General features: G+C 43.0%; 15 protein-coding genes. 5 read left to right on the forward strand and 10 right to left on the reverse strand.

Annotated elements, in window-relative coordinates:
* Nucleotides 1-31 precede the first annotated feature (31 nt).
* Nucleotides 32-265 (forward strand): hypothetical protein, encoded by a 234-nt coding sequence (locus J7623_RS11215; RefSeq protein ID WP_291920219.1) that lies wholly within the window; start codon nucleotides 32-34, stop codon nucleotides 263-265.
* On the opposite strand, the gene J7623_RS11220 is transcribed toward J7623_RS11215, so the two are convergent.
* The 3 genes from J7623_RS11220 to J7623_RS11230 all read right to left on the reverse strand — a co-directional run bounded on the left by J7623_RS11220 (nucleotide 243) and on the right by J7623_RS11230 (nucleotide 7323).
* Nucleotides 243-1391 (reverse strand): hypothetical protein, encoded by a 1149-nt coding sequence (locus J7623_RS11220; protein WP_291920221.1) that lies wholly within the window; start codon nucleotides 1389-1391, stop codon nucleotides 243-245. The two genes, J7623_RS11215 and J7623_RS11220, sit on opposite strands and share 23 nt — an antisense overlap.
* A complete protein-coding gene (locus J7623_RS11225) occupies nucleotides 1388-5275 on the reverse strand; it encodes a PAAR-like protein (protein ID WP_291920223.1) in 3888 nt (1295 codons plus the stop codon). Before J7623_RS11225 ends, J7623_RS11220 begins: the two co-directional genes overlap by 4 nt.
* Before the next feature lie 224 nt (nucleotides 5276-5499).
* Nucleotides 5500-7323 carry a phage baseplate assembly protein V gene (locus J7623_RS11230; protein ID WP_291920225.1) on the reverse strand — a complete coding sequence of 608 codons (1824 nt, stop codon included), beginning with the start codon at nucleotides 7321-7323 and terminating at the stop codon, nucleotides 5500-5502.
* Nucleotides 7324-7894: 571 nt separating this feature from the next.
* Here J7623_RS11230 and J7623_RS11235 point away from each other — a divergent pair.
* Nucleotides 7895-8047 carry a hypothetical protein gene (locus J7623_RS11235; protein ID WP_291920227.1) on the forward strand — a complete coding sequence of 51 codons (153 nt, stop codon included), beginning with the start codon at nucleotides 7895-7897 and terminating at the stop codon, nucleotides 8045-8047.
* 2148 nt (nucleotides 8048-10195) lie between these two features.
* On the opposite strand, the gene J7623_RS11240 is transcribed toward J7623_RS11235, so the two are convergent.
* From J7623_RS11240 to J7623_RS11255, 4 genes are all read right to left on the reverse strand, one after another.
* Nucleotides 10196-10789 (reverse strand): family 16 glycoside hydrolase, encoded by a 594-nt coding sequence (locus J7623_RS11240; RefSeq protein WP_291920228.1) that lies wholly within the window; start codon nucleotides 10787-10789, stop codon nucleotides 10196-10198.
* A 277-nt stretch (nucleotides 10790-11066) separates the two neighbouring features.
* A complete protein-coding gene (locus J7623_RS11245) occupies nucleotides 11067-12401 on the reverse strand; it encodes a TolC family protein (RefSeq protein WP_291920230.1) in 1335 nt (444 codons plus the stop codon).
* Between the two features lie 31 nt (nucleotides 12402-12432).
* Nucleotides 12433-15558: an efflux RND transporter permease subunit gene (locus J7623_RS11250; RefSeq protein ID WP_291920232.1), complete on the reverse strand. Its 3126-nt coding sequence runs from the start codon at nucleotides 15556-15558 to the stop codon at nucleotides 12433-12435.
* Nucleotides 15559-15646: 88 nt separating this feature from the next.
* The gene (locus tag J7623_RS11255; RefSeq protein WP_291920234.1) at nucleotides 15647-16726 is read right to left on the reverse strand and encodes an efflux RND transporter periplasmic adaptor subunit; all 1080 of its coding nucleotides are present in this window, start codon (nucleotides 16724-16726) and stop codon (nucleotides 15647-15649) included.
* A gap of 482 nt (nucleotides 16727-17208) precedes the next feature.
* Between J7623_RS11255 and J7623_RS11260 the strand changes: the two genes are divergently transcribed.
* The 3 genes from J7623_RS11260 to rnc all read left to right on the forward strand — a co-directional run bounded on the left by J7623_RS11260 (nucleotide 17209) and on the right by rnc (nucleotide 19452).
* Nucleotides 17209-17445, forward strand: a complete 237-nt coding sequence (locus J7623_RS11260) for an acyl carrier protein (RefSeq protein ID WP_012788038.1) — start codon at nucleotides 17209-17211, stop codon at nucleotides 17443-17445.
* A gap of 23 nt (nucleotides 17446-17468) precedes the next feature.
* Complete coding sequence (gene fabF / locus J7623_RS11265; RefSeq protein ID WP_291920236.1) at nucleotides 17469-18722, forward strand: beta-ketoacyl-ACP synthase II; 1254 nt, start codon at nucleotides 17469-17471, stop codon at nucleotides 18720-18722.
* A gap of 73 nt (nucleotides 18723-18795) precedes the next feature.
* Nucleotides 18796-19452, forward strand: coding sequence for a ribonuclease III (gene rnc, locus J7623_RS11270; RefSeq protein ID WP_291920238.1), 657 nt, complete (start codon nucleotides 18796-18798; stop codon nucleotides 19450-19452).
* Nucleotides 19453-19531: 79 nt separating this feature from the next.
* Here the strand turns inward: rnc and J7623_RS11275 are convergent, their stop codons facing one another.
* From J7623_RS11275 to J7623_RS11285, 3 genes are all read right to left on the reverse strand, one after another.
* Nucleotides 19532-20212, reverse strand: coding sequence for a GyrI-like domain-containing protein (locus J7623_RS11275; RefSeq protein WP_291920240.1), 681 nt, complete (start codon nucleotides 20210-20212; stop codon nucleotides 19532-19534).
* 72 nt (nucleotides 20213-20284) lie between these two features.
* The gene (locus tag J7623_RS11280; RefSeq protein WP_291920242.1) at nucleotides 20285-21316 is read right to left on the reverse strand and encodes a DJ-1/PfpI family protein; all 1032 of its coding nucleotides are present in this window, start codon (nucleotides 21314-21316) and stop codon (nucleotides 20285-20287) included.
* 74 nt (nucleotides 21317-21390) lie between these two features.
* Nucleotides 21391-22353, reverse strand: coding sequence for a YafY family protein (locus J7623_RS11285; RefSeq protein WP_291920244.1), 963 nt, complete (start codon nucleotides 22351-22353; stop codon nucleotides 21391-21393).
* Nucleotides 22354-22575 lie beyond the last annotated feature (222 nt).

Consider the following 22575-nt stretch of genomic DNA (forward strand, 5'->3'; position numbering starts at 1 on the left):
CCAGCATTCTGCTTTTTACTTATTAGGCGGGATGTCCCATACGCAAAGTATCTACCAGATCCGTGCCGACAGTGTTCGCATTTATAGTACCCGTGATATCAAGTTGTTGAGGACAGGGATAGCAGGAAGTATCACGATTAAATCCGCTATCGAGGGACAGAAGTTAGATAGGAATACTTCGATTGGCGCAACCGTTGTCTACCTGGGCGTTACAGTTCAGGCAGTTGCGGGGAACTGGTATATCATTGCGAAACATCAGCCGTAGTATTATTCAATAGCTCCATCTCCATTTTCAGTGCGGGTAATGAGAAGTAATCGTGCTGTTTGAAGTATTCGGCCATTCCGGTATCGTCGATCAGGAACCCATTTAATACACCATCTGCGGGCCATATCCTTGGATTTTGGACCACAAAGCGACGATAGAGCGGATCATATGTATTAGCAATGTAAGCAGCAATTTTTCTTTTTTCGTCCCGGGAAAAATAGTAGGCGTTGACTTTAAGGAAAGTATTATAGGACTTATCGTATAGCGCAAGTGCATATGAACTCAATGCGTCTGCCATCTTATTGTCATTAATGCTGGTATGATCTGTAATCCATTGGAGGAGCTCTTCCTTTATTTCGAGTACGCCAGCCGCATTTTTTACAAAGATGATTTCTCCTACAGAGCCCCTGCGATCGTCGTCGAGGTCAAGGTAATCTTTCATTACTAGATCGTTGATTTTAGGTTCTTTAGTGTAACCGAATGATTTGACGAGCATTTTGAGGAAGAAAGTATCTTCATGTAAGAGCTGGGCAAGAGCAGGTTGATTGTTGTTGAAGAGGTATTTGTTGCGGGCTATAATATTAGGATGAAGATCAATTTTATAGTGATTACTGTCCGTGAATTCTACAAAGTCGCCCAAAAGCGGAACCCAAGTTAAGCATTTATGTTTCGGAGAAATAAAGATGTTTTCGACTGTGTAGTCAAATTCGTCTTCAATACTTTTTTCAGTAGTATCAAGTACAGTAATAAAATTGGTATGTAGTTTAATTGCCGGGTTTTTATATTGGAAGATGTCGCCAAAGATGCTAACTACTTTATTTCTAAAGCTAGAATCATCTAGTTCCATAAATCCATTGTCTTTCAGGCCTTGAGAAATGATGGGAAATGCAATGTCGACATCTCTGTCTGTATAAATGTAGGTTGGAGGATGTCCATCTTCTGTTGCTTCAATGTGCAACTGCAATTCTATATGTGCCTTAATAGTATCTATGTTCATGCTATAAACTATTTCAGGTGCTGGAGCATTTTTTTTCTCAATAACAGTTGAATATTTTTTGTTTTTTGGATAGCAACTTGTTAAAACAAATGTCATGATGAGAAGAATTGATGTATTGGGTGCTTTCATGCTGTTTTGTTTTCTCTTAATCCTATATGAAAATGGTTTTGATGAGCATTCATTGACTTACCGATTGTATGTCTTATTTTTTTCTTGAAGGCATAATTAATCTTAAAATTCCATTTTTGGGCAACGGAAAGTATATTTTCCAAAACACCTATAAACTCTTTCTCTGATTTATACGCTTTCTTAGCTTCGCTCCACAATACTTCTCCTCCCCTGTTTGTACTACCGGGGTACCTGATGTCAATGTCATTACCATCAATATGTCCCCGGTGCCCAATATTCCGTTTATCACTTGCGGAAATATCATTGTAATATAGCATTTCCTTAAATCCGTTTAGGGGTAAGGAATAAAAAAAGCCGAATAGTGGTGCTGCTATGTGGGGAGCAATATAATTATCACCACCACGATCTCTGTCGCCGTATCGCCCCCAGTTAGGGCCGGTTTCCGGAAACGGGAGAAGGCCATGCTTATTCTTTTCCAGATGAAATGATTTTACCAGGCGATTGGATAGATATACGTCGTATTGATATTTGTTGTTGTCAGGATTGGCTTCAACACATTTATAAAAGAATGTGTCAGCATGAATAACATACCGGTTAATATTCCCGGCAGCAGCTTCTGAAAACTCGCATGAGCTTACCTGGAATACAATAGCAGTATTGTTCTTGAAGAACCGGTTTTTTTCTTCATAGTTACTTTTCCCTCCCGATATAATTCTCTTTCCAACTGCCTGGCTGATTCTCGTTGTTATTTCTCTTTGGCGGTTTGCCATATGCTGTATGCCTTTCCATTTCCAGAATGTCATTGCGGAAAGGACTGCTATTTTCATGTCGGTAGATACGAGATCCGGGTGATTAATGATATCTGCTTTTTCTTTACTTGTGTAGGTATTTGCAAAAGCATAAGCATCACGTCCTGTAATCTGTATGAGTCCGCGGCCTCTGAAATGCCATCCATCTCCTTTGCCAGTATTGCCCAGCATTTTACCGGTAGCCGTATCCGGACCATATGCATAGTTGGCGATGTTTTCCTGGTTTTCATCACTTACACCGGGGCTGGCTGGCTTTCTTACACTTCTGCCCCACTCTTTGGCTTTCTTTTTTCCTTCAACGGTGTTGAATGCAGAAAAGTGTTTACACAGGTCCTCCCAGTACCAGTTGAAACTTTCTCCATGCCTGATATGAAGGGACCGGCCACTTTCTACGCCTACCTGGGCAAAGAAGTGCGCTTTATTCCAGCAGGTGTTCATCCCAATAGCTGCCATATAGCGATTATAAGTATCTGCCACTATCTGCAGGTCTGTATTGCTGGCTTGTGGAAACATGCTTTTCAGCTGTGCCAGCCTGATATCTTCATTACATCTCGGACATTCTTTGACGAAGGTATCTTGGGCCAGAGGTTCTCCAAGTACAGCCGGGGCATTCTTATGACTCAACTGATTCAACAGACGATCCAGCCTGTCGGATAGCTTAATATGCTGATAAAAGCTAATGCTATTGGGGTTTAACATATTGGCATCCGCTATTTCCGCAGGATAAAGGAATTTGTTTCCTGCTGTTTTTATCACTACATAGAAACAGCGATAGAAACTATCTTCCAACTGGTTGCCGGTTTTCAGGATACGTGTGTCTAATACGATATTGCATAACTCGTCTTCGTTTATCGTGAGACTATTACTATAGCGGCACTGGTCCTCATCCAGGAACTTATTTTCCCAGATTTGCAGTAATAGTTTTTCCTTTGCCAGGTTACTTGTTTGTATATGTATTTTTATCTTTTCCCCATATTTGTATACTTTATAGGCGGGGTGGTTATGACTATCATACAATGTTACACCTGTGACCTCCTTCATTGCTTTTATGCGAAGTAATTTTCCTGTCTCCTCATTTCGTTTACTGTTTTGTATTCGGGGAAACCAGTACTTTTTGTTTCCACATTGGATGGTTTTCATCTCAGAAAACTGGATACTGTTTGCTACCTGTTCGATAGCAAACAGTAAGTTGAAAGTGTCCCATTCAAAACTCAGTGCAGTTAGTAATGGTTTCAGGCTGTAGGTGCTGATATTCAGTTTCAATTCGCCAGTTCCATCAAAGGAAACCAATCCTAGGTCTTTGATGTGGTATATCCTGTTGGCAAGATTAGCTTGCAACAGGTGTATACGTACCGTTTCATTAGCGGCCATGGGGGCGCTAATAATAATATTAATATTTTCCTGCCATCCGGCGATTGCTTTGTAGATCCCTTCCTGATCGGCAAAGCACCATCGGGTGATGGAGGCATAGCATGCATTGATCTCCAGTGTTTGTTTTGATGTGCCGAGGCTGGCAGTTATCGTGAAATGTCCGGGCTGCGTGGCTACTGCATTTCGAAGTGTGGGGCCACCTGCGCCGTATGGGGCCCACATAATATGACCATCCAATGAAGCGTCATAAGGCATGAGGGTTTTGACAGAGACTTGATAAAATTTGCCAATGATCCAATTGGTAGTGCCATTGACGACTTTGATGTGTAGAATTTCATTGTTTTTGACTTCCAGCTTCCAGGAACCTTGCCTTACCATTTCGGTAGAGCAAGCCCCTGATGTTGGGTAACTTAAACGGGCTTCGACAAGATATTTGCCTGGGAGAGTGAAATAAGTATCGCCATCCATTGTGATAGATGAACCGGTACCTAGTTTTTTTCCGTTCAGCGTCCATTGAGTGGATGCCGTGTTACCCAAACATTCAAGGGGACCAGGTATAACTGCATCGACATGCAACTGAAGGGATGTCCTGGGTCTGATCAAATGGTTGGTTTTTGATATGGTAGTTTGTTTTTCGGGAGCTAAAGGACGAGTTACTGTTTGGGTGTAGTGATCACTACACATCATAGCACTCACCAAATAGGTTGCCGTGGTATTGGGAGGTGTAAAGTGGATGCTATCAGTAGCAGAAATAGCGATGATATTGTTGCAGGTATCTGCGATTTGGAACGAAACACTTTGTCGCTCCGGTTGCGTAGGAGGAGTTATTATATAAGCTGCCGCTATTTTCACCGGATGTATTTTACCTTCAGTTTTATCTGTTACGCCGCCAGTTATAATAAATGCTTCTTTCAGACGATTGCAGGTGGCCGTGATATCCAGGTAAGCGGTATTGCCTGTTTGCTCAGCTCCATAAGCCACAACGCGATACTTACCCGCTTTGTCGAGTTTAAGATCTAATGAGGGACCATGCTTTTCAAAGGAAAGAATGGCGGTATGATTACTATGATCATCATACACTTTCCAGCTTACCAGCGATTCATCCGCTTTGCCTGGATTATTATATTGGCTTATATAAAAGGACAATGACTCGTTCATTCGTACGATGACTTCCGGAGGAGTGTTGTCTTTTATAGGGTAACTGTTATATGTATTTGCCAAGGTGCGATCTTTCAGTTTCAGCGTAATACTACGTACTTCAGGTAGTTCCTGTAGCGGCACTTTTACTGGCACTAATGGATTAAGGGCGGATGTGTTTTCATCAACTGCTTCCTGCAAGGAGGCAGATGATACAGTAGTTGTTTGACCATGATGGCTGATACTGATGCAGGGGCTTCCAGAGATGGCACAAATTGCTTTGCTGTCTTCCGTAAGAATTTGCCCGTTATTGGAAAGTGTAATATTGGAGGAGTAGCCGAGCCATTTTGTAATAGCAGGGACGCAGGTGTTGTGCGAAAGCTTACACATGCCAAATGTAGGAGGCAAAAACGGGAGCCCGGTTTCTTTGGTGCTGGCAACGGCTTTGCAGGTACTGCTATAATCGTTGATGTATTCTGTGGCAGCGGCTACCTGTAGCTGGCTGCTGGTGTTACCAAAACTACATTTACAGATGGCTCCCTGTACTACAAAATGTTTATCAGCCATTTTAATGGTTGTTTGTATTAGGATATGGTTAGTTTACAGAAGAGGTTATTGGTGTTTTCTCCGGAATCGTATTCCATTCTTTCTGCCAATCACTATGACTGATTTTCCGGAATGAATACAAAGTTCTCCGCTGCTATGCCAGCGGATGTTTCTGCTGGTTTCAGTATAGTTTTTACAGATAATGAGCATGTTGCCAGTAGGGTTGTGATGCATGATGTTGAGGATTAGAATATTTTAGATTTCTCACTACTTTGAATATTGATAGTTTTTTCAGCCTGGAGCAACATATCTTCTTTGGTACTTGTTACCGTTATGGCTGCCGCATTTTTCTCTATCTCCCTGGCCTGTATATTAATGTTTTCCAGTGCTGTTTTGGTGATATTAGTGGCGGTTAGCCGATAATCATTTACAGTATATTGGCTCAAACAATCGCCTGCGGTTTGCGTCATATTCTGCCCGGCGGTATGTGTCATATGAAAACCCGCTTGTACATCTATGTTTTCAAGGGCGTAAATGCTGATATTGCGTGCAGTTATTTTAATATTTTCCGGCGCTGAGAGGGAAATATTTTGACCATGGGTATCCATCAGGATAGTATTACCTCCTTTATCAGAAATAATGATATGTTCCTCCTGACTGGTATCGTCAAGGCGAATGGTATGGCCACTGCGGGTTTTAATTACCTTTACATTATTCATATCGTCTCCATAATTGGTCCGTTCGTTTCCATTGCTGGCGCAACCAGTGGCATAAGGCGCTTCAGGGTTTCCTCCTTCGAAGTGTACCCATACTTCTTCATTTATTTCAGGAATAAAATAAAAGCCTTTGTCCGGTCCTCCGTGCGGTTGGTGTAGCCTGATCCATGGAGTGCTGCCGGTTTGCCATTGGAATCTTACCCGGATTCGCCCCAGGCCTTTGGGGTCACAATTATCTGTTACTATCGCGCTCTGCGCTTCGCAATAGGGTGTATTATGCAGGTGCATGGAAGGCGTGACTACATCTGCAGGGACGCCTTCGAAGGTGTTGTAGTAATTTCCATTTCCATTGCAATGATGTTCCAGGGTAGTCAGCACAAACTCTCCATGATCTTCATGGGAGGTCCACTTTTCGCGTATGTTGATAATGTTCCCTGGTTGTAAACTGGTATTGCAACTACGGCCTTTCATGAAAATCATCTGCGACAAGCGTGATTGTTGATATTGTCTGGCAAGTACTGCCAGTTCTGCGCTGGCATTACCTGAAATGGCAAATGGAATTTTATAATAGCCAGGTTGCGAAAAGAATTTGTTGCTTAGATCATAGGCCTGTTGTGAGTGTGTATTGCAAGTGTCGAAGCTATGTTTACCTGATTCTTCTTCCAGGAACTGTTGTAGCCTGTACTCATAAGCATTTAATAGTTGCTTACCGGGTAATATTTTGCATTCCAACCGGAAATCAGTGAGGTCTTCCTGGTGTATAAGAGGCGTTCGTTGTGGGGTGTATTGCCCGAAGATGATTTGCTGCCCGTTGTAGAAGAAGGGCTCTCCATAGCGTTCTGAGAGCCGATGCAGGAAGTCGAACCCGGTTTCTTTGTACTGGACAATATATTTTAGTGGATGAATGATAACAGGATTGATATATGGAGTAACCGGCATGGGATAGCTGTTTTTAAAAACGGTGTGAACAATCGTTGATAGCGTTTGCTCTTCAAAGGATTGTGTATGTGGATTCCCCGCCAGCAGGATAGTTGGACTGTTACCCCGAAGGATACAGCTGCCAGTAATGCCATCTCTCTCTTTTCCGGCACTTACATTAGTAATGATGCCATTGAATGAAAGCGGCTTGTAATGTAAGGTGGATTCAATCGGTTGAATACAGATATTGATTTCTTTACCAAGCAGGTTTTTTCCCGCCATTATTGGATTTGCGCCTTGCCGGGATATCCAGTCATATCCGATGCCCAGTTCAAATTCATGATGCGCTGTCATGGATTGTTTTAAGTGCAGGAATTGAAATTGTTCAAATTGTTGTTTTCCTACAGATACGGTTGTTTTAGTGAATATGGTCATGTTTTGGTGATTAAAGGCTTAAGGATTTCTTTGGGAGAGGATATGATTGTTGGGAACAAACATGTGATCGAAATTAGGTAAATAATTTTAATTCCAAAAAAATAATTAAGAATCCTACCTAAATTTTTTAAATGATATTCTTTCATTGAAAATTTAAATATTTTTTTATTCTTTTTAATCCTTTGCTGTATTGCGTTTATAGGTTTTAGTTAGTATAGAATGAAAAATATTTTTTTGTAAGTTGTTTTTTTGTTGAAAAAAAATATAATTTCGCTCGTCTTAAAATTCGAGAGTAAATCTTTTATTCTCCTATATTCTGCAAGCTTTTAAGACGAGTCTTTTATCGCAACGAGTATTCCATCCGCTAGTAAATGTATGTGCATCAGGCAAGCTATAGGGCAACCTGGACGTAGCTTGTATAGTTTTACCGCTCATAGGAAATGAGCTATGGAATAACGAAACTGATGAAGAGTGCATATGTTTTTAGCTGATAGAAAGTGTGGCATCAAAGAAATAATATAAGTAGTGTTGGTGCTAAGGCTGCATCAGGAACCGCATAAAATAGTCGGGCGTGCTGCAGAAGTTATTTGATGATGTAAATAGCGTAATGTCTTTAGCTGATATTACCGACATGAAAGGCAGGGCAGTTGTTGTAGGGCATTTGTTAACCCTGATGAAAATAGATTATCCCTGGAATTATTGTCAGGTAAATGATCTGACATGATTTGATATAATACATAGCTTCGGAGGAATAAATACTCTGGCGCTTTGGTAACCCAAAAACCAATCAATTTTAAATGAGCAAGTCGTTGAAAATGCAGTTAATGCGACCAAAATCAAGTTATGAAGTGGAATGTAGGCATACTGAACTACCAGTTATTAAGCATCTTTTAGTGCCGGATTGAGCCTGCACAGAATAAATTAACAGGGATAGCCGAATATTTGAAAAACCGGCATTTAGCGAAGCCAGTAGGTTTGGCTGAGTGAATGCTATGTATATATTGTTATGAAAATAGTTATAAAGAAGCACGCTTTATTAATACTGTCACGGTATTTAAATTATCAAACCTAAACTATTTAGCCTCGTTAACCCAACGATGATATGTAGCCCTGTGCTGCGTGTGATAGGATGGGTGTATAGAAGTAGCCAGGGCTGCTGTCATCAGGTTAACATTTCATAGTTGGTTACCAGATTACTTTGTATATAGACTTGTTATAGTACCTGTTGTTCAGTTGAGTAAATCATTCATGATTGTGGTAGTTTGTTCGCTGAGTAAATCAGGAACAAGGGAGTACTATATCTGTATATACCTACTACGTGTAGTCTTTATTGTTATACTCTTTCGTTAGCCCGTTGGTGATATATCGCCTTACTGTGGATAGTAGATTATTGTGAGGGTGCCAGTAAGGCGGTTGTCATCAAACCAGGAATGACGGCATGTATGCAAATACACGTATGCAAATATTTGTCTCAGGTAATTTAGGGATAGGGAAGCTAAAAATACTCTTATAAAGATTGCTGATAAAATTATTTACTTATGATTATGATCTTATACCGCTTAGATATTCAAGTACCAGATAATCCTGTAGCTAGTGTTAACCCAACGATGACGTGTTACCTCTGCCGTGTACCGCATGAAGTGGACATCGGTCCGGCGAGGTGGCTGTCATCAAATGTTTTCTTATCGGAGTGAAATGTATTTAGTTTGTCGCGTGAGTGCACTGGGATTGTTTTTATAAAAGATTTGTTAACCCAACGATGACGCGTTGCCTCCGCCGTGCATTATATGGAATTGTGTCGGTGCGGCAGGGCAACAGTCATCACTTAATTACGTTGAAATGAGAAGTTGACGTTATTAGCATTTAGAGAATAAAGCAGCCCGTTATCATTCTCTGTTTGTTAACCCAACGATGATGAGTTGCCTTCGCTGTGCACTGTGTGGACATTGTGTTGGCACGGCAAGGCAATAGTCATCACTTAATTATGTTGAAATGAGAAGTTGACGTTATTAGCATTTAGAGAATAAAGCAGCCCCGTTATCATTCTCTGTTTGTTAACCCAACGATGATGAGTTGCCTGTGCTGTGCACTGTATGGATATTGTGTTGGCGCGGCAGGGCAATAGTCATCACTTAATTATGTTGAAATGAAAGATTAGCATTATTAGTGTTTTTAGAGAATAAAGCAGCCCGATATCATTCTCTGTTTGTTAACCCAACGATGATGAGTTGCCTTCGCTGTGTACTGTATGGACATTGTGTTGGCACGGCAAGGCAATAATCATCACTTAACTGTGCAGAAATGATAGGTTAGCATTATTAGTGCTTTAGAAAATAAAGCAACCAGATGTCATTCTCTGTTTGTTAACCCAACGATGATGAGTTGTCTTCGCTGTGCACTGTATGGACATTGTGTTGGCACGGCAAGGCAATAATCATCACTTAACTGTGCAGAAATGATAGGTTAGCATTATTAGTGCTTTAGGAAATAAAGCAACCTGATATTATTCTCTGTTTGTTAACCCAACGATGATGAGTTGCCTTCGTTGTGCACTGTATAGACATTGTGTTGGCGCGGCAAGGCAATAGTCATCACTTAATTATGTTGAAATGATATTAGTATTTAGGAGATAAAGTAGCCCAACATCACTCTCAATTTGTTAGCCCAACGATGACAAGTTGCCCTCGCCGTGTACCAGATGAAATTATATTGGTCCGGCGGGGTAACTGTCATCAAGCCTGTGAGTTGGCTAAAACTTAGTTCCAGAAGAAAGTATTCAGCTTTAAATAACGACGAAAAAATGGGCATAAAAAAAGGCTTTAAGAACCCGCGTTCCTAAAGCCCGACTTCTAACTGTATCAATCAACAAACTTTATTTAATCTTTAAATTCTTCCAGTCGCCGGAAGAGCCGTTACCTACCCAATATCCTATCATTCCGCTTTTTTGCTTACTCAATTGTGATACGGCCAGGCACATTTGTTCATTTACATACACGGATACCTCCGGATAAGATACGATAATTTTTACATGAAACCATTTATTTGGATCTACCCTGGTATCTATTTCATTTTCGTACTTGCCGGGATAATTCTGACGCAGGAGTGACCAATCATATGCCGGTAATGAAATATATTGGACGGAATGCTTCCTCCTATTGCCTTCCGGCACCTGGAAGTTAAAAGGACGAAAGTAAACCGCATCATAAGTAGAGTCATTTACGCCATGAAAAGCAATGCCAATAAAGCTTTGCTGTAACACATTTTTTCCTTTCGCGTCAAATTCTATAGTACCATTGTCAAATTGCTGTTGCGTGATCCAGGCTATTCCCGCGCCAGGAGCCTCATCCAGGTGTATCGTAGTAGCGTCTGCAACTATTCCGCGGTTTACAACCCGTAATTGCTGGCCGGCCGCCGCTCCCACCAATAATAACAGGCAAACGAACATAGTTAAAATGTGGCGTAACATAGTGATAATGTTTATGAACAACGGTATTTATAAAACCATGCCGGAGGATTTTGTACTGATAAATAACGGCTATTAAATTTTTTTATTTTATATGTGTTCGATAATAATACAAATGTTCGTCCATGGGCGTACATAATTATAGCCGAAAGGACAAAACTGAAAAACGAAAAGCTATTAAAGGCGAATGACCTGGGCGGATGAGTAATTTAAAATACCGCTCAGGTCATTCGCCTTTAATAGCTTTTTGCTTTTGGCTATTGTCAATCAGGTAGACTATTTATTTCACCAGCGCACCATTTAACCTTCCTAATTCTGTTTCCGCCAGTTTGGCATTATACCGTGCCTGTATCAGCCGGTAGAAAGAATCTTCCAGGCTTTGTTGCGCGATTTTTACTTCAAGAATAGTAGATACCCCTTGTTTAAATCGCTCTAATGCAACCATCGCATTTTCCCTTGCAAGATCATTGGTTTCTTCTTCTAATGATACCTGCTTCTTATAATATTCGTAATCTTTGAATGCATTATTGAGCGACAAATCTACCTGTGATTTTAAATTATCCAGGGTGATGTTTTGAAAGTCAAAATTTATCCGTGCATCCTGTACCTGTCTTTTTACATTGAAGCCATTAAAGATAGGAATGGACGCAGTCAAACCATAGTTAATTACACCGTTTCTGCTAAATTTCGGACTGAAGGCGTTGGAGGCAGCATTGGAGGTATTCCGGTTATAGTTGTACCCGGAATTAAAAGAGATCACCGGGAAATAATCCGCGCGGCGTTCTTTAATAGTAAGTGCAGAGATGTTTACGTTTTGTTGTTGTACTTTGATCGCTGTATTATTATTGGCAATATTTTCCTGCAAGGCTGTAAAAGAAAGACTGTTTTCCAGCGGAATAGAATCTATTACATCATAGCCGATAGCACCTGCAGGTACAGCCATCAATTGATTCAACAAGCCTTTACTTTGCTCTATCAATGTTTGCTGACGGATATACAGTGCTTTTTGCGCGTTCAGATCTACTTTGGATTGCAGCAGATCTGTTTTAGGTGCCAGGCCGGTAGTGAACTTAGCATCAGATAATTTTACCCGCTCCTCAGAAATAGACATCTGTTCTGATAAGGCCTTCAGTTGTTGTTTCTGCTGCACTACATTATAATATCCGCTGATGATGGTAGCAATGGAATTTTGTACCTGATCTTTGATGGCCAGCTCTCCGAGATTACGGATAGATTCCAGTTTATTGCGTGTCGCAAACATTTTAAGGCCATCAAATAATGTCCAGCTAAGGTTTACACTACCATTGACATTATTCCCTTTAATACCGCTGGTATCGCGCTTGGTGCCGTTTACAAATTCCTGTTTGGTGGCTGTATTATTCCAGGTAGTACCTGCAGTAGCATTTAGCCTTGGAATAAAAGCAAAGTTCGCATAGGCGTAATCGTTAGCAGACAATTCTGCGGTATTCCTCGCCAAACGAATATCATAGTTATTTTTAAGCGCCACGTCTATGGCCTGTTCCAGGGTGAGTACCTTTTGCTGCGCGTGTAATGCGCTGGTCCCGGCCAGTAACAGGGTCAATAATAAGTAACGCTTATGGATATATGTCTTCATAAAAAACTTAAACTTAATCATTCAATTCTCTTCATGCATGTGCAGACGTAATTTCTTTTGCAGCATCGTCTTCTGTTTCCTCGTCATCGTGAGATAAATTACCTCTGCGGGAAAGGAAGGTATACATAGCCGGAATTACGTAGAGGGTTAATACCAGGGAGAACACAATACCTCCTACAATCACAATCCCCAACGGAATACGGCTGGTAGCAGCAGCACCGAGAGACATCGCAATTGGCAATGCACCCAATGCCATCGCCAAACTGGTCATCAGGATAGGACGAAGCCGCATAGAAGATGCGTTGATAACTGCATCTGCCTTTTGCATCCCGCTATCGCGCTGATGGTTGGCGAATTCCACGATCAGGATGCCATTTTTAGTTACCAGCCCTATCAGCATAATTACCCCAATCTGGGAGAAGATATTCCAGGTTTGATTAAATAACCAGAGTGACAGCAGCGCGCCCGCAAAGGCCAGTGGTACGGTGAGCATAATGATCAACGGATCCACCCAGCTTTCAAACTGCGCTGCGAGCACCAGGTAAATGAGTACCAGGGCCAATGCCAACGCAAACATAGTATTGGAGCCACTTTCGGCATAGTCACGTGAAGAGCCGGAGAGCGCGGTGTTAAACGAGTCGTTGAGGACTTGTTCCTTTTGTAGCTTATCATAAATCCGGTACATCTCTTTCAAACCATCACCAATGGTTTTACCCGGGGCAAGACCAGCGGAAATGGTGGCAGATTTATAACGGTTAAAGTGATAAATGATCGGCGGGCTGGTTTCTTCTTCAATGCTTACCACGTTGTCCAGTTGTATGGCTTCGCCACGGGAGTTGCGTACATACAGGTTTTGCAGGTCCATCGGGTCATCACGATCAGCGCGGAATACCTGCCCCATTACCTGGTATTGTTTACCATTTCTGATAAAGTAACCATAGCGCAGGTTACTTAACGCCAATTGTAATGTTTGAGAGATATCCTGTACAGATACGCCCAGTTGTGTGGCTTTATCGCGATTAATATGTATACGCAGTTCGGGTTTATTAAATTTCAGGTCCACGTCAGTCCCCTGGAAAACTGGGCTGCTGCTCACTTCTTCCATGAACTTAGGTAACACAGAGGTTAAGGTATCGAAGTTAATATGTTCCAGTACAAATGATACCGGCAATCCACTACGACGCCCTACCTGGATAGTTTGTGCTTCAATGGCAAATACTTTACCCTCGGGGAACCGGTTCATATTCCGGTTCACCATATTCACGATATCTTTCTGCGAACGTTTACGATCATGTGGTTCGGTGAGCATCACGTTGGCGAAAGCGGTGTTTACTGCACCAGAGCCACTGAATCCGGGAGAAGTAACGCTGAGTACAATCTTTTTTTCCGGTATGGAATCTACCATGAATTTGGTGAGCTTGTCTACATAGGCGTCCATGTAATCGTAGGCAGTACCTTCCGGCGTGGTGATAGACAAACGGAAAGTGCTGCGATCTTCTAGCGGCGCCAGCTCCGATTGCAATGTTTTGAAGAGGAAATAAATCAACACCAGGCATCCGGCGATGATTAATCCCGCTACCCAACGGAAACGCATAAACGCTTCCAGCGAATTTTTATAGCCATCTTCCATCCAGCGGAAGAAAGGTTCTGTTTTGGTATAGAACCAGGAGTGGGTATGTGTTTTACGACCCAGCTTCACGTTCAGTACCGGCGTTAACGTGAGGGATACGAACGCGGAAATAATTACCGCACCGGCTACCACGATCCCGAATTCCCGGAACAGTTGTCCTACGAAACCCTGCAGGAAGATGATAGGTAAAAATACAAAGGCGAGGGTGATAGACGTCGCGATAACCGCGAAAAATATTTCTTCTGATCCTTCCCGGGCAGCCCGCATCCTGGGGATACCTGCTTCTATCTTCTTATAAATATTTTCTGTTACCACAATACCATCATCCACTACCAGTCCTGTAGCGAGTACGATGGCCAGGAGGGTGAGGATATTAATGGTAAATCCGCAGGCATACATAATAAAGAAGGCGCCTATTAAGGATACCGGGATATCTATCAGCGGGCGCAGGGCCATCAGCCAGTCGCGGAAGAACAGGTATACAATAATAATTACCAGTACTAATGCCACAATGAGGGTTTCTTCCACTTCATCAATAGATTGTTTGATGAACTTGGTATTATCCATGGCGATATTCACGGAGTAATCGTCCGGGATATCTTTTTTAAGCTGGTTGTATCTTTTATAGAATTCGTCGGCAATGGCCACATAGTTGGAACCGGGTTGAGGAATCAGGGCCAGTGCAATCATGGGGCTACCGGATTCTTTGAGTACGGTTTCTTCATTTTCCGGTCCGAGTACGGCCTGGCCGATGTCGCGGATACGGATTTCGCTGCCGTTGATATTTTTGATAATGAGGTTGTTGAAATCATCTTCAGAAACGAGGCGGCCGAAGGTACGTACGGTGAAGTCCGTAGCATTACCGGCAATTTTCCCGGAGGGTAATTCCACGTTTTCCCTTGCCAGCGCGGCTTGTACGTCGCCGGGGGTAAGACTATAGGAAGATAGTTTGGCGGGATCCATCCAGATACGCATGGCATATCTTTTTTCTCCCCATATCTGGATAGCGCTGACGCCGGGAATGGTTTGCAGTTTTTCCAGGAGTACGTTGGTACCATATTCTGTTACTTCCAGCTGGTTGCGGGTATTACTCTGAACGGTCATAGAAATGATGGCGTCTGAGTTGGCGTCCTGCTTGGAAACTACGGGTGGTGCGTCGATATCGGGTGGTAAGCTGCGCAGGGCCTGGGAAACTTTGTCGCGTACGTCGTTGGTAGCGCCTTCCAGGTCTTGCCCCAGTTCAAATTCCACGGTGATATTGCTGCTTCCCTGGCTACTGCTGGAAGAAATATTTTTGATCCCGGCGATACCGTTGATTTGTTTTTCGAGTGGTTCGGTGATCTGTGTTTCAATGATATCGGAGTTGGCGCCGGCATAGGAGGTGCGCACATTTACGATAGGCGGATCGATGGCCGGGAAATCTCTTACCCCCAGAAATGTAAAGCCCACCAGACCGAATATCACGATAATGATATTCATCACGATAGCAAATACGGGGCGTTTGAGTGATAATGAAGGTAAACTCATAGTAAATATTTTCTGATTTTCTCTTTTAGCGTATTGGTTTTTCCGGGAGATGGCTACCTCCGGGTTCCGTCGTTAAAGAAGAAAACTGTTACTGTATCTTATTATACTTGAGCGGCATGCCTTGTTTCAGCTGGAGGATACCGGTGGTAATCACGGTATCGCCGGCCTGTAATCCCGAGGTGATTTGCACGCTGCTTTCTGTACGCAGACCTGTTTCCACTACTACAAATTTTACTTTGCCGCTGTCTGCTACAATTACTTTTTTATCGCGGGTACCGGGAATCACGGCCTGAGAAGGAATCATCAGGGCGTCCGGGAGATCTTTTAAGATGATTTTCACTTTGGCAAAAGATCCGGGGAACAGTATACCATTATTATTAGGTACAATGGCCCGGAGTTTTACGGTGCGGGTGGTGAGATCTATTTTCGGATCGATGGCATAGATGCTACCTTTATATTCCTTATTATCTCCAGACACATAAAAATTCACCTGGTCCCCGTTTTTGATGGCGTTACGGTATTTCTCAGCCACGGAGAAGTCCATTTTCAATGGATCTATTTGTTGGAGGGTGGTGATAACAGTGGCGGAAGACACAATAGCGCCTTCGCTAACGTTCCGTAAGCCGAGCTTTCCGCTAAAGGGGGCGCGAAGTTCTGTTTTTTGCAACTGGGTTTGGGTATATTCCATATCTGCGGCGTAAGCGCTTACCTGGTTGCGGGTAACATCTACGTCTTGTTGGCTGATACCATTTATTTTAAGCAGGTTTTCCTGGCGTTCCAGTGTGGTTTTGGCCAGTTGCTGTTGTAACTTAAGTTTTTGCAGTTGCGCTTTAAGGTCTTCATCATAGAGCTTTACGAGGAGGTCACCTTTTTTAACGGAAGTGCCTTCTTTAAAATAGAGGTGTATGATACGGCCATTGATTTCCGGCTTTACTTCTACTTCTTCGTTGCTTTGGAGGGTACCGCTTGCTTCAATAGATTGGTCGAGCCGGGATGATTTTACGATCCAGGCGTCGGTAAGGAGTGCTTTGGGGCCGGCTCCTTTGGCAGCGGCTGCTGGTTCTCCGGCAGACTTGTTGCTGGTTGTCTTCTTATAAATAAGAAAGATTACAATACCGGCAGCGGCCAATAATACGATTGAGCGAACGGTCTTTTTGGTGATGGCCATATCTTTTTCTAAGTGTTTTTATAGCTTTTCTGGTCTTTGACTGCTGGTTTTCAGCAGGAAAATATGCGAATACAACAATTGGAAGATGGCGACGTAGTGCCATAATCTCACAAGCCGGACAAATTTACGCATTGAGGAGGGCGAAAGTTATCGGTAACTGTTAATTAGCGTTAAGGCTTTAGATAAGTGGTGATATAGGAGGTTGAATGGAGATATTTTAAGATTTATAGATTTTGGATTTGGGAGATTGGCTTATTTGTCCCGAAAAAGGCGACTTTTGTGCTAAAATATGCAAATCTATAAACCTGCCAGTATCAAAATTATATAAATTCTTTTATTAACAAAGCAATGAATATGTTTACTGTAGTGGGTTTGGCGAGATTGGTCCTATTGGAGCGCCTTTAAAATTCGGGCTATCTGTTGGCAATTCAATAAAAATTATATTTTTGCAGTCAAGTTTTAAACCAAAAACACTTAAAATTATGTCAGACATTGCATCAAGAGTTAAAAAGATCATCATTGACAAATTGGGCGTTGACGAAGCCGAGGTAACTCCTGAAGCCAGCTTCACCAACGACTTAGGCGCTGACTCTTTGGATACGGTAGAACTGATTATGGAATTCGAAAAAGAATTCAACATCTCCATTCCTGACGAACAAGCTGAAACTATTACTACTGTTGGCCAGGCAGTTGCTTACCTGGAAGAACATGTAAAATAATCCTACTAATCAGAATTGTTTTAATGCAACCAAGACGAGTTGTCGTTACAGGTTTAGGCGCTCTTACACCGCTCGGCAATTCCGTAGCTGACTTTTGGCACGGATTGACGAACGGTGTATCCGGCGCGGATTTTATCAAGCAATTTGATGCTTCCAAGTTTAAAACTCGTTTTGCTTGTGAACTGAAAAATTTTGATCCTGCTAACTACCTGGACAAGAAGGAGGCCCGTAAAATGGACCCCTTTACACAAACGGCTGTAATTGCCGCAGATCAGGCGATACTGGACGCCAATATCAATAAAGACAAGATCAATGCTGATCGGGTTGGTGTGATATGGGGTACCGGTGTTGGTGGTATGATCAATTTCAGTAACGAGCTGAAAGAATTCCACACTGGGGATGGTACGCCCCGATTCAGTCCTTTCTTAATTCCAAGGCTTATTCTTGACATCGCGGCAGGGTATATTTCTATCCGCCATGGTTTCAGGGGGCCGAATTTTTCTGTTGTATCAGCCTGTGCTTCTGCTACCAATGCTATCATTGAAGCGATGTACAGTATCCGTTATGGTAAAACCGATATGGTAGTTACCGGCGGATCAGAAAATGTAATTAACGAGCCTTGTGTTGGCGGATTTAACGCTATGAAGGCCCTGTCAGAAAGGAATGATGATCCCAAAACTGCTTCCAGACCCTTTGACCTTGACCGCGATGGTTTTGTGATGGGAGAAGGAGCTGGCGCTCTTATACTGGAGTCATTAGAACATGCACAGGCAAGAGGAGCCAGGATATATGCAGAGTTAGCCGGTGGTGGCGCTACCGCAGACGCATATCACATTACCGCTCCCCATCCGGAAGGACTGGGCGCACTAAACGTAATGCGGAATGCCTTGGCAGACGCCGGAATGCAGGCAAACGAAATCGATTATATCAACGTTCACGGTACTTCCACTCCATTGGGAGATATTGCCGAAGTAAAAGCCATTCAGGGAGTTTTTGGAGAGCATGCTTATAATATGAACATCAGCTCTACAAAATCCATGACCGGGCACTTACTCGGGGCTGCCGGCGCCGTTGAATCTATAGCCGTAATTATGTCGATCCTTGATGGCATAGTTCCTCCTACGATCAACCACTTTACTGACGACCCGCAGTTAGACCCGAAGCTGAATTTTACTTTTAATATCGCACAAAAGAGAGAAGTACGTGCAGGCTTATCCAATACCTTTGGTTTTGGAGGACATAACGCCTCCGTGATTTTCAAAAAATTCGTTCCTTGATCTTGATTGTGTGAATTTACTGCCAGGTTTTTTATATCGACTAGTTTCCAAAAAACGGCACTTATATAAGGAGTTGCACAACCTGCTGGGATTTCCTCCAGGTAACTTTGCTCTTTATGAAGTGGCCCTGAGCCATCGTTCCAGTAAAGAAAAATTCCTGGAAAGCAACGAAAGGCTGGAATACCTCGGAGACGCCATTCTCGGCGCCATCGTGGGGGACTATCTCTTTAAAAAATATCCCTATAAAACAGAAGGATACTTAACAGAGATGCGCTCCAAAATTGTAAACCGGCAGCAGTTAAATGATATCGCTATCAAGATGGGACTGCGTAAGCTCACCATCTACGATAAGTACAACAGCTTTCTCAAAATCAGCCAGATATTCGGTAATACCCTCGAAGCTCTTGTTGGCGCCGTTTACCTGGACCGCGGTTATAATAAAACCCAACAGTTCGTTCATAAACGTATCATTATGCCATATATTGATATGGAACTGCTGGAAACCGTGGAAATGAACCACAAAAACAAATTATACGGCTGGGCCAATAAAAATGGCAAAACATTGGAATTCGAATTACTCGAAGAACAAATGGATAACGGCCGGCGCATCTTTACAGTGGGTGCCGTAGTAGATGGAGAACTGATTTGTAGCGGTAAAGCATTCAATAAAAAAGATGCCAGCCAGATCGCTGCTCAGCAAGCCATTATACAACTCGGGTTAGGCGACTAAAAAAAGCCGTCAGCAATAAGCTTCCGGCTTTCATTGGCAATGGCGCGCAGCCCCTCACCTGCTTTTACATCTCCCCGTATTATTTCCTTACCGGATGCCTTAATATCGTTTTTAATTTCTCCGGCGCAGTTTTACGATAATCAGATAAGTAGATTTCATGATGCCGCCCATTCATCTTCCAACCCTGTTGTTCCATGAAGTCGTCCATTTTTTTCAGTGATGCTGGTTCTTCACTGAAAGGACCGGTATGCAACATTTGTACACATAAGCCTTCTTCTATGTGCTTAAAATCTACCATTCTGATGTAAGGCGAATGCTTCTTTTTTTCTGTAGCCAATACCGACTCGGAAAATTGTTGCCGGGTGATTTCATCCGGCAGGCGGATAGCTAATTCGTAGTTCCATTCATCCCGTGGAACTTTCAGTGGATCTACATAGTGGCCATCTACCCACCAGAAGCCTTCCAGCTTGCTGACAGTGAAATCAAGCCCTTTTTGTTTGCTGGCAAATTTAATCCCGTAAGCCACGCCGTATAAAGCAGCAACAGCTTCAGCATAAGCAGCACCATCGGGATCACCTTTACCGGTAATTGTCAAAAACAACCCTTTTGAAATGGTCACTAACTCCGGTGCTTTGCCGGCAGTATAGTATGATTTGTACACTTTCGTTAAATCCAGTTTATCCATGTGTTTGAGTGTTAGCTGTATATCAAAAGCAAATGAGATCAGGAGCAACCATCCCAGGTAGATATACGTTTTCATATAATAGGTTTGGGCATATTGTGAATTAACAAATAATGGGTGCAGGCGCCCGTTCCCGCACCCATTATCAGACTATATAATTCCAATCTGCACGTTGGTAATATTATGTTCCGGATGTTCAAAATTGTATTGGAGATACTGTTCGCGGGTGTAGCCATTCATTTGTAAACCCAGCATTTCCATACCTGTAAACAGTTTACCGTAAGTATTGGCCAACAGTTCCCAGGAGCCACGGTGCTGCATGCTTACACATTTGAATGGAGGCAGGGTTTCACATTGCCATGGCGCTGTTACCGCTTTTACAGCAGTTACCGGCAAGCCAATATCGAGGGTGAATACGGTATCTGGTTGTCCATCGAAGCCGTAGTAGTGCCATTGCGCGCCGCCGCATATTTCCAGTCCGGCTGCTATGGCTTGCTCGTACACTTCTTTAATAGCTGTACGCACTAGTTCCAGCATACCTGCATAGTTGGTTTGATAACGGCGATAGAAGAAGTGAAAAGAGGCCGATTCACCCAAGTCTGTTCCATCATTGCCAGCATCAAAGAAGCCAAACCAGAATTTAAGTTGCTCATTTTGCAGCAGGTTGAAATGGTTCAGAATGGCTTTGGTGAAGGGTACCATTGCTGTGCCACTGGCGGTAATAATATGAGGAGCTGCTACGGCGGGGCTGTTTTCATAGAAATCGCCGCCTTTGTAAGCAGGGGCCAGTTGTTTCAATACTGCTGGATGGTTGCTGGTATGGGGTATGTTATCCAGGAAGCCATGTTGCGCTAATAATGCAGTGGCGCCACAGATAGCAGCAACAGTTTTCTCTTTTTCGAGCAACAGGCGAACAAGGGGTAATACTTCCGTATTAGCACCTGCTTCCATAGGAGCGCCTCCCGGCAGGATGAGCAAGTCAATATCGGCGGTCATTACCTGTGCCAGGCTGGCCTGTGGCTGTACCAATAGTTTGCCTCCGGATCTAACGGGCTGACCATCCAGGGAGAAAGTAACGATATTAACGGCAGTAAAGCTACCAAGGCCGTACATAGCAAGGGCTGGTTCCCAGTCTGAATAGCCATCGAAAAGGAATACATAACAATTGTTCAGCGTCTTCATATTGTGTTGTTTTTAATCACAATACAAAGCAACGAGGGGGCAGTGACAACCTTATGTCAGCAGTAATCAGAAAATTATAAATAATGTTCTTTGAGGTCCGTTACCAGTTCCTGCATCCGTAGTTTAAGTTCCAGGGGTTCAAGGATTTCCACACTCTTACCAAACATGATGAGCCAACGGGCAAAGTATCCCAGGTAAGACTGCAGGAAGGTCAGCTCTGTTTTGTCGCCGTTTACCTTTTCTTCCATGAGGCCGTAGTAATATTTCTGATCGCGGATATATCGCATCACATCGTTATCTACTTTGATTTTGATCAGGAAGGTATCTTCTTTATTCTGTTGCCGCTGTTGTTCCAGGTAGTCCTGTAAAGAGGGGTGTTTACTTTTCTGAAAATGGGCAGATAGTACACTTAATTTACGGATCCGGTCCAGGCGGAAGTCGCGATACCCCTGCCTGAGGCGACAAAAGGCGATCAGGTGCCAGTTATTGCTAAGGTGGAAGACGCCGATTGGTTCCACTTCCCTTTTGGTACCGTTGCTGTCCTGCAGGGCCAAATATTCCATGCTGACCACCTGGCTCATGCCGAGTGCCTGTTGAATATCAGAAAGAAAGCGGTTAGGGAACTGGCTTACCTCGGTATTTTGGGGCTGAAACCGGAATACAGCGATGTTTTCTTCCAGGGACTCCAGGTAGTCTTTTTCTGCTCCCCGGAGTACCGACCGGATCTTTTCCATGGCCAGGCTAAATTGCTTCTTGTTGCTGTGGTCGCTGAAATGCTCCATCAGTTTCTCCCCGGTTAGCAGGGCGGCAGCCTCTTCTTTAGAGAACATGACCGGTGGCAGGTGGTAGCCTTCCACGATATAATAGCCGGTTCCAGCTTCTGCTCCAATAGGTACACCGGCCTCCTGTAAGGCTTTTACATCCCGGTATACGGTTCTCAGGCTAATATTAAAACGGTCGGCGATTTCCGCCGCCTTTACAATTTTTTTACCCTGTAATTGAATGAGAATGGCTGTTAGGCGGTCTATGCGATTCATGAAGGCAGTAATTCAGGGTACGAATTTCGGGGTCCCAAAATTATTTTTAGAAATTTTTTTTAATCGATTAAACTTTCTTGAACGTACAGCGTCTTAAATACATAACAATCTTCTGATAACAGAAAAGGATAGTGAAAAAGACAACGACGACTATCAGAAGATCATCAACACAATGCTACAGTACAGAATATAGGTTAAATGGTAAGTCCCTGCAATTTCTTG

The organism is Chitinophaga sp. (genome assembly GCF_017745275.1).
Taxonomy (GTDB): domain Bacteria; phylum Bacteroidota; class Bacteroidia; order Chitinophagales; family Chitinophagaceae; genus Chitinophaga.

Bases quoted from the DNA above. Each gene is read 5' to 3' on its own strand.
- J7623_RS11275 (WP_291920240.1), bottom strand. From the start codon at position 20,212: ATGAAAACGTATATCTACCTGGGATGGTTGCTCCTGATCTCATTTGCT.
- fabF (WP_291920236.1), top strand. From the start codon at position 17,469: ATGCAACCAAGACGAGTTGTCGTTACAGGTTTAGGCGCTCTTACACCG.
- J7623_RS11225 (WP_291920223.1), bottom strand. From the start codon at position 5,275: ATGGCTGATAAACATTTTGTAGTACAGGGAGCCATCTGTAAATGTAGT.
- J7623_RS11260 (WP_012788038.1), top strand. From the start codon at position 17,209: ATGTCAGACATTGCATCAAGAGTTAAAAAGATCATCATTGACAAATTG.
- J7623_RS11215 (WP_291920219.1), top strand. From the start codon at position 32: ATGTCCCATACGCAAAGTATCTACCAGATCCGTGCCGACAGTGTTCGC.
- J7623_RS11230 (WP_291920225.1), bottom strand. From the start codon at position 7,323: ATGACCATATTCACTAAAACAACCGTATCTGTAGGAAAACAACAATTT.
- J7623_RS11240 (WP_291920228.1), bottom strand. From the start codon at position 10,789: ATGTTACGCCACATTTTAACTATGTTCGTTTGCCTGTTATTATTGGTG.
- J7623_RS11280 (WP_291920242.1), bottom strand. From the start codon at position 21,316: ATGAAGACGCTGAACAATTGTTATGTATTCCTTTTCGATGGCTATTCA.
- J7623_RS11285 (WP_291920244.1), bottom strand. From the start codon at position 22,353: ATGAATCGCATAGACCGCCTAACAGCCATTCTCATTCAATTACAGGGT.
- J7623_RS11220 (WP_291920221.1), bottom strand. From the start codon at position 1,391: ATGAAAGCACCCAATACATCAATTCTTCTCATCATGACATTTGTTTTA.
- J7623_RS11255 (WP_291920234.1), bottom strand. From the start codon at position 16,726: ATGGCCATCACCAAAAAGACCGTTCGCTCAATCGTATTATTGGCCGCT.
- J7623_RS11245 (WP_291920230.1), bottom strand. From the start codon at position 12,401: ATGAAGACATATATCCATAAGCGTTACTTATTATTGACCCTGTTACTG.
- J7623_RS11250 (WP_291920232.1), bottom strand. From the start codon at position 15,558: ATGAGTTTACCTTCATTATCACTCAAACGCCCCGTATTTGCTATCGTG.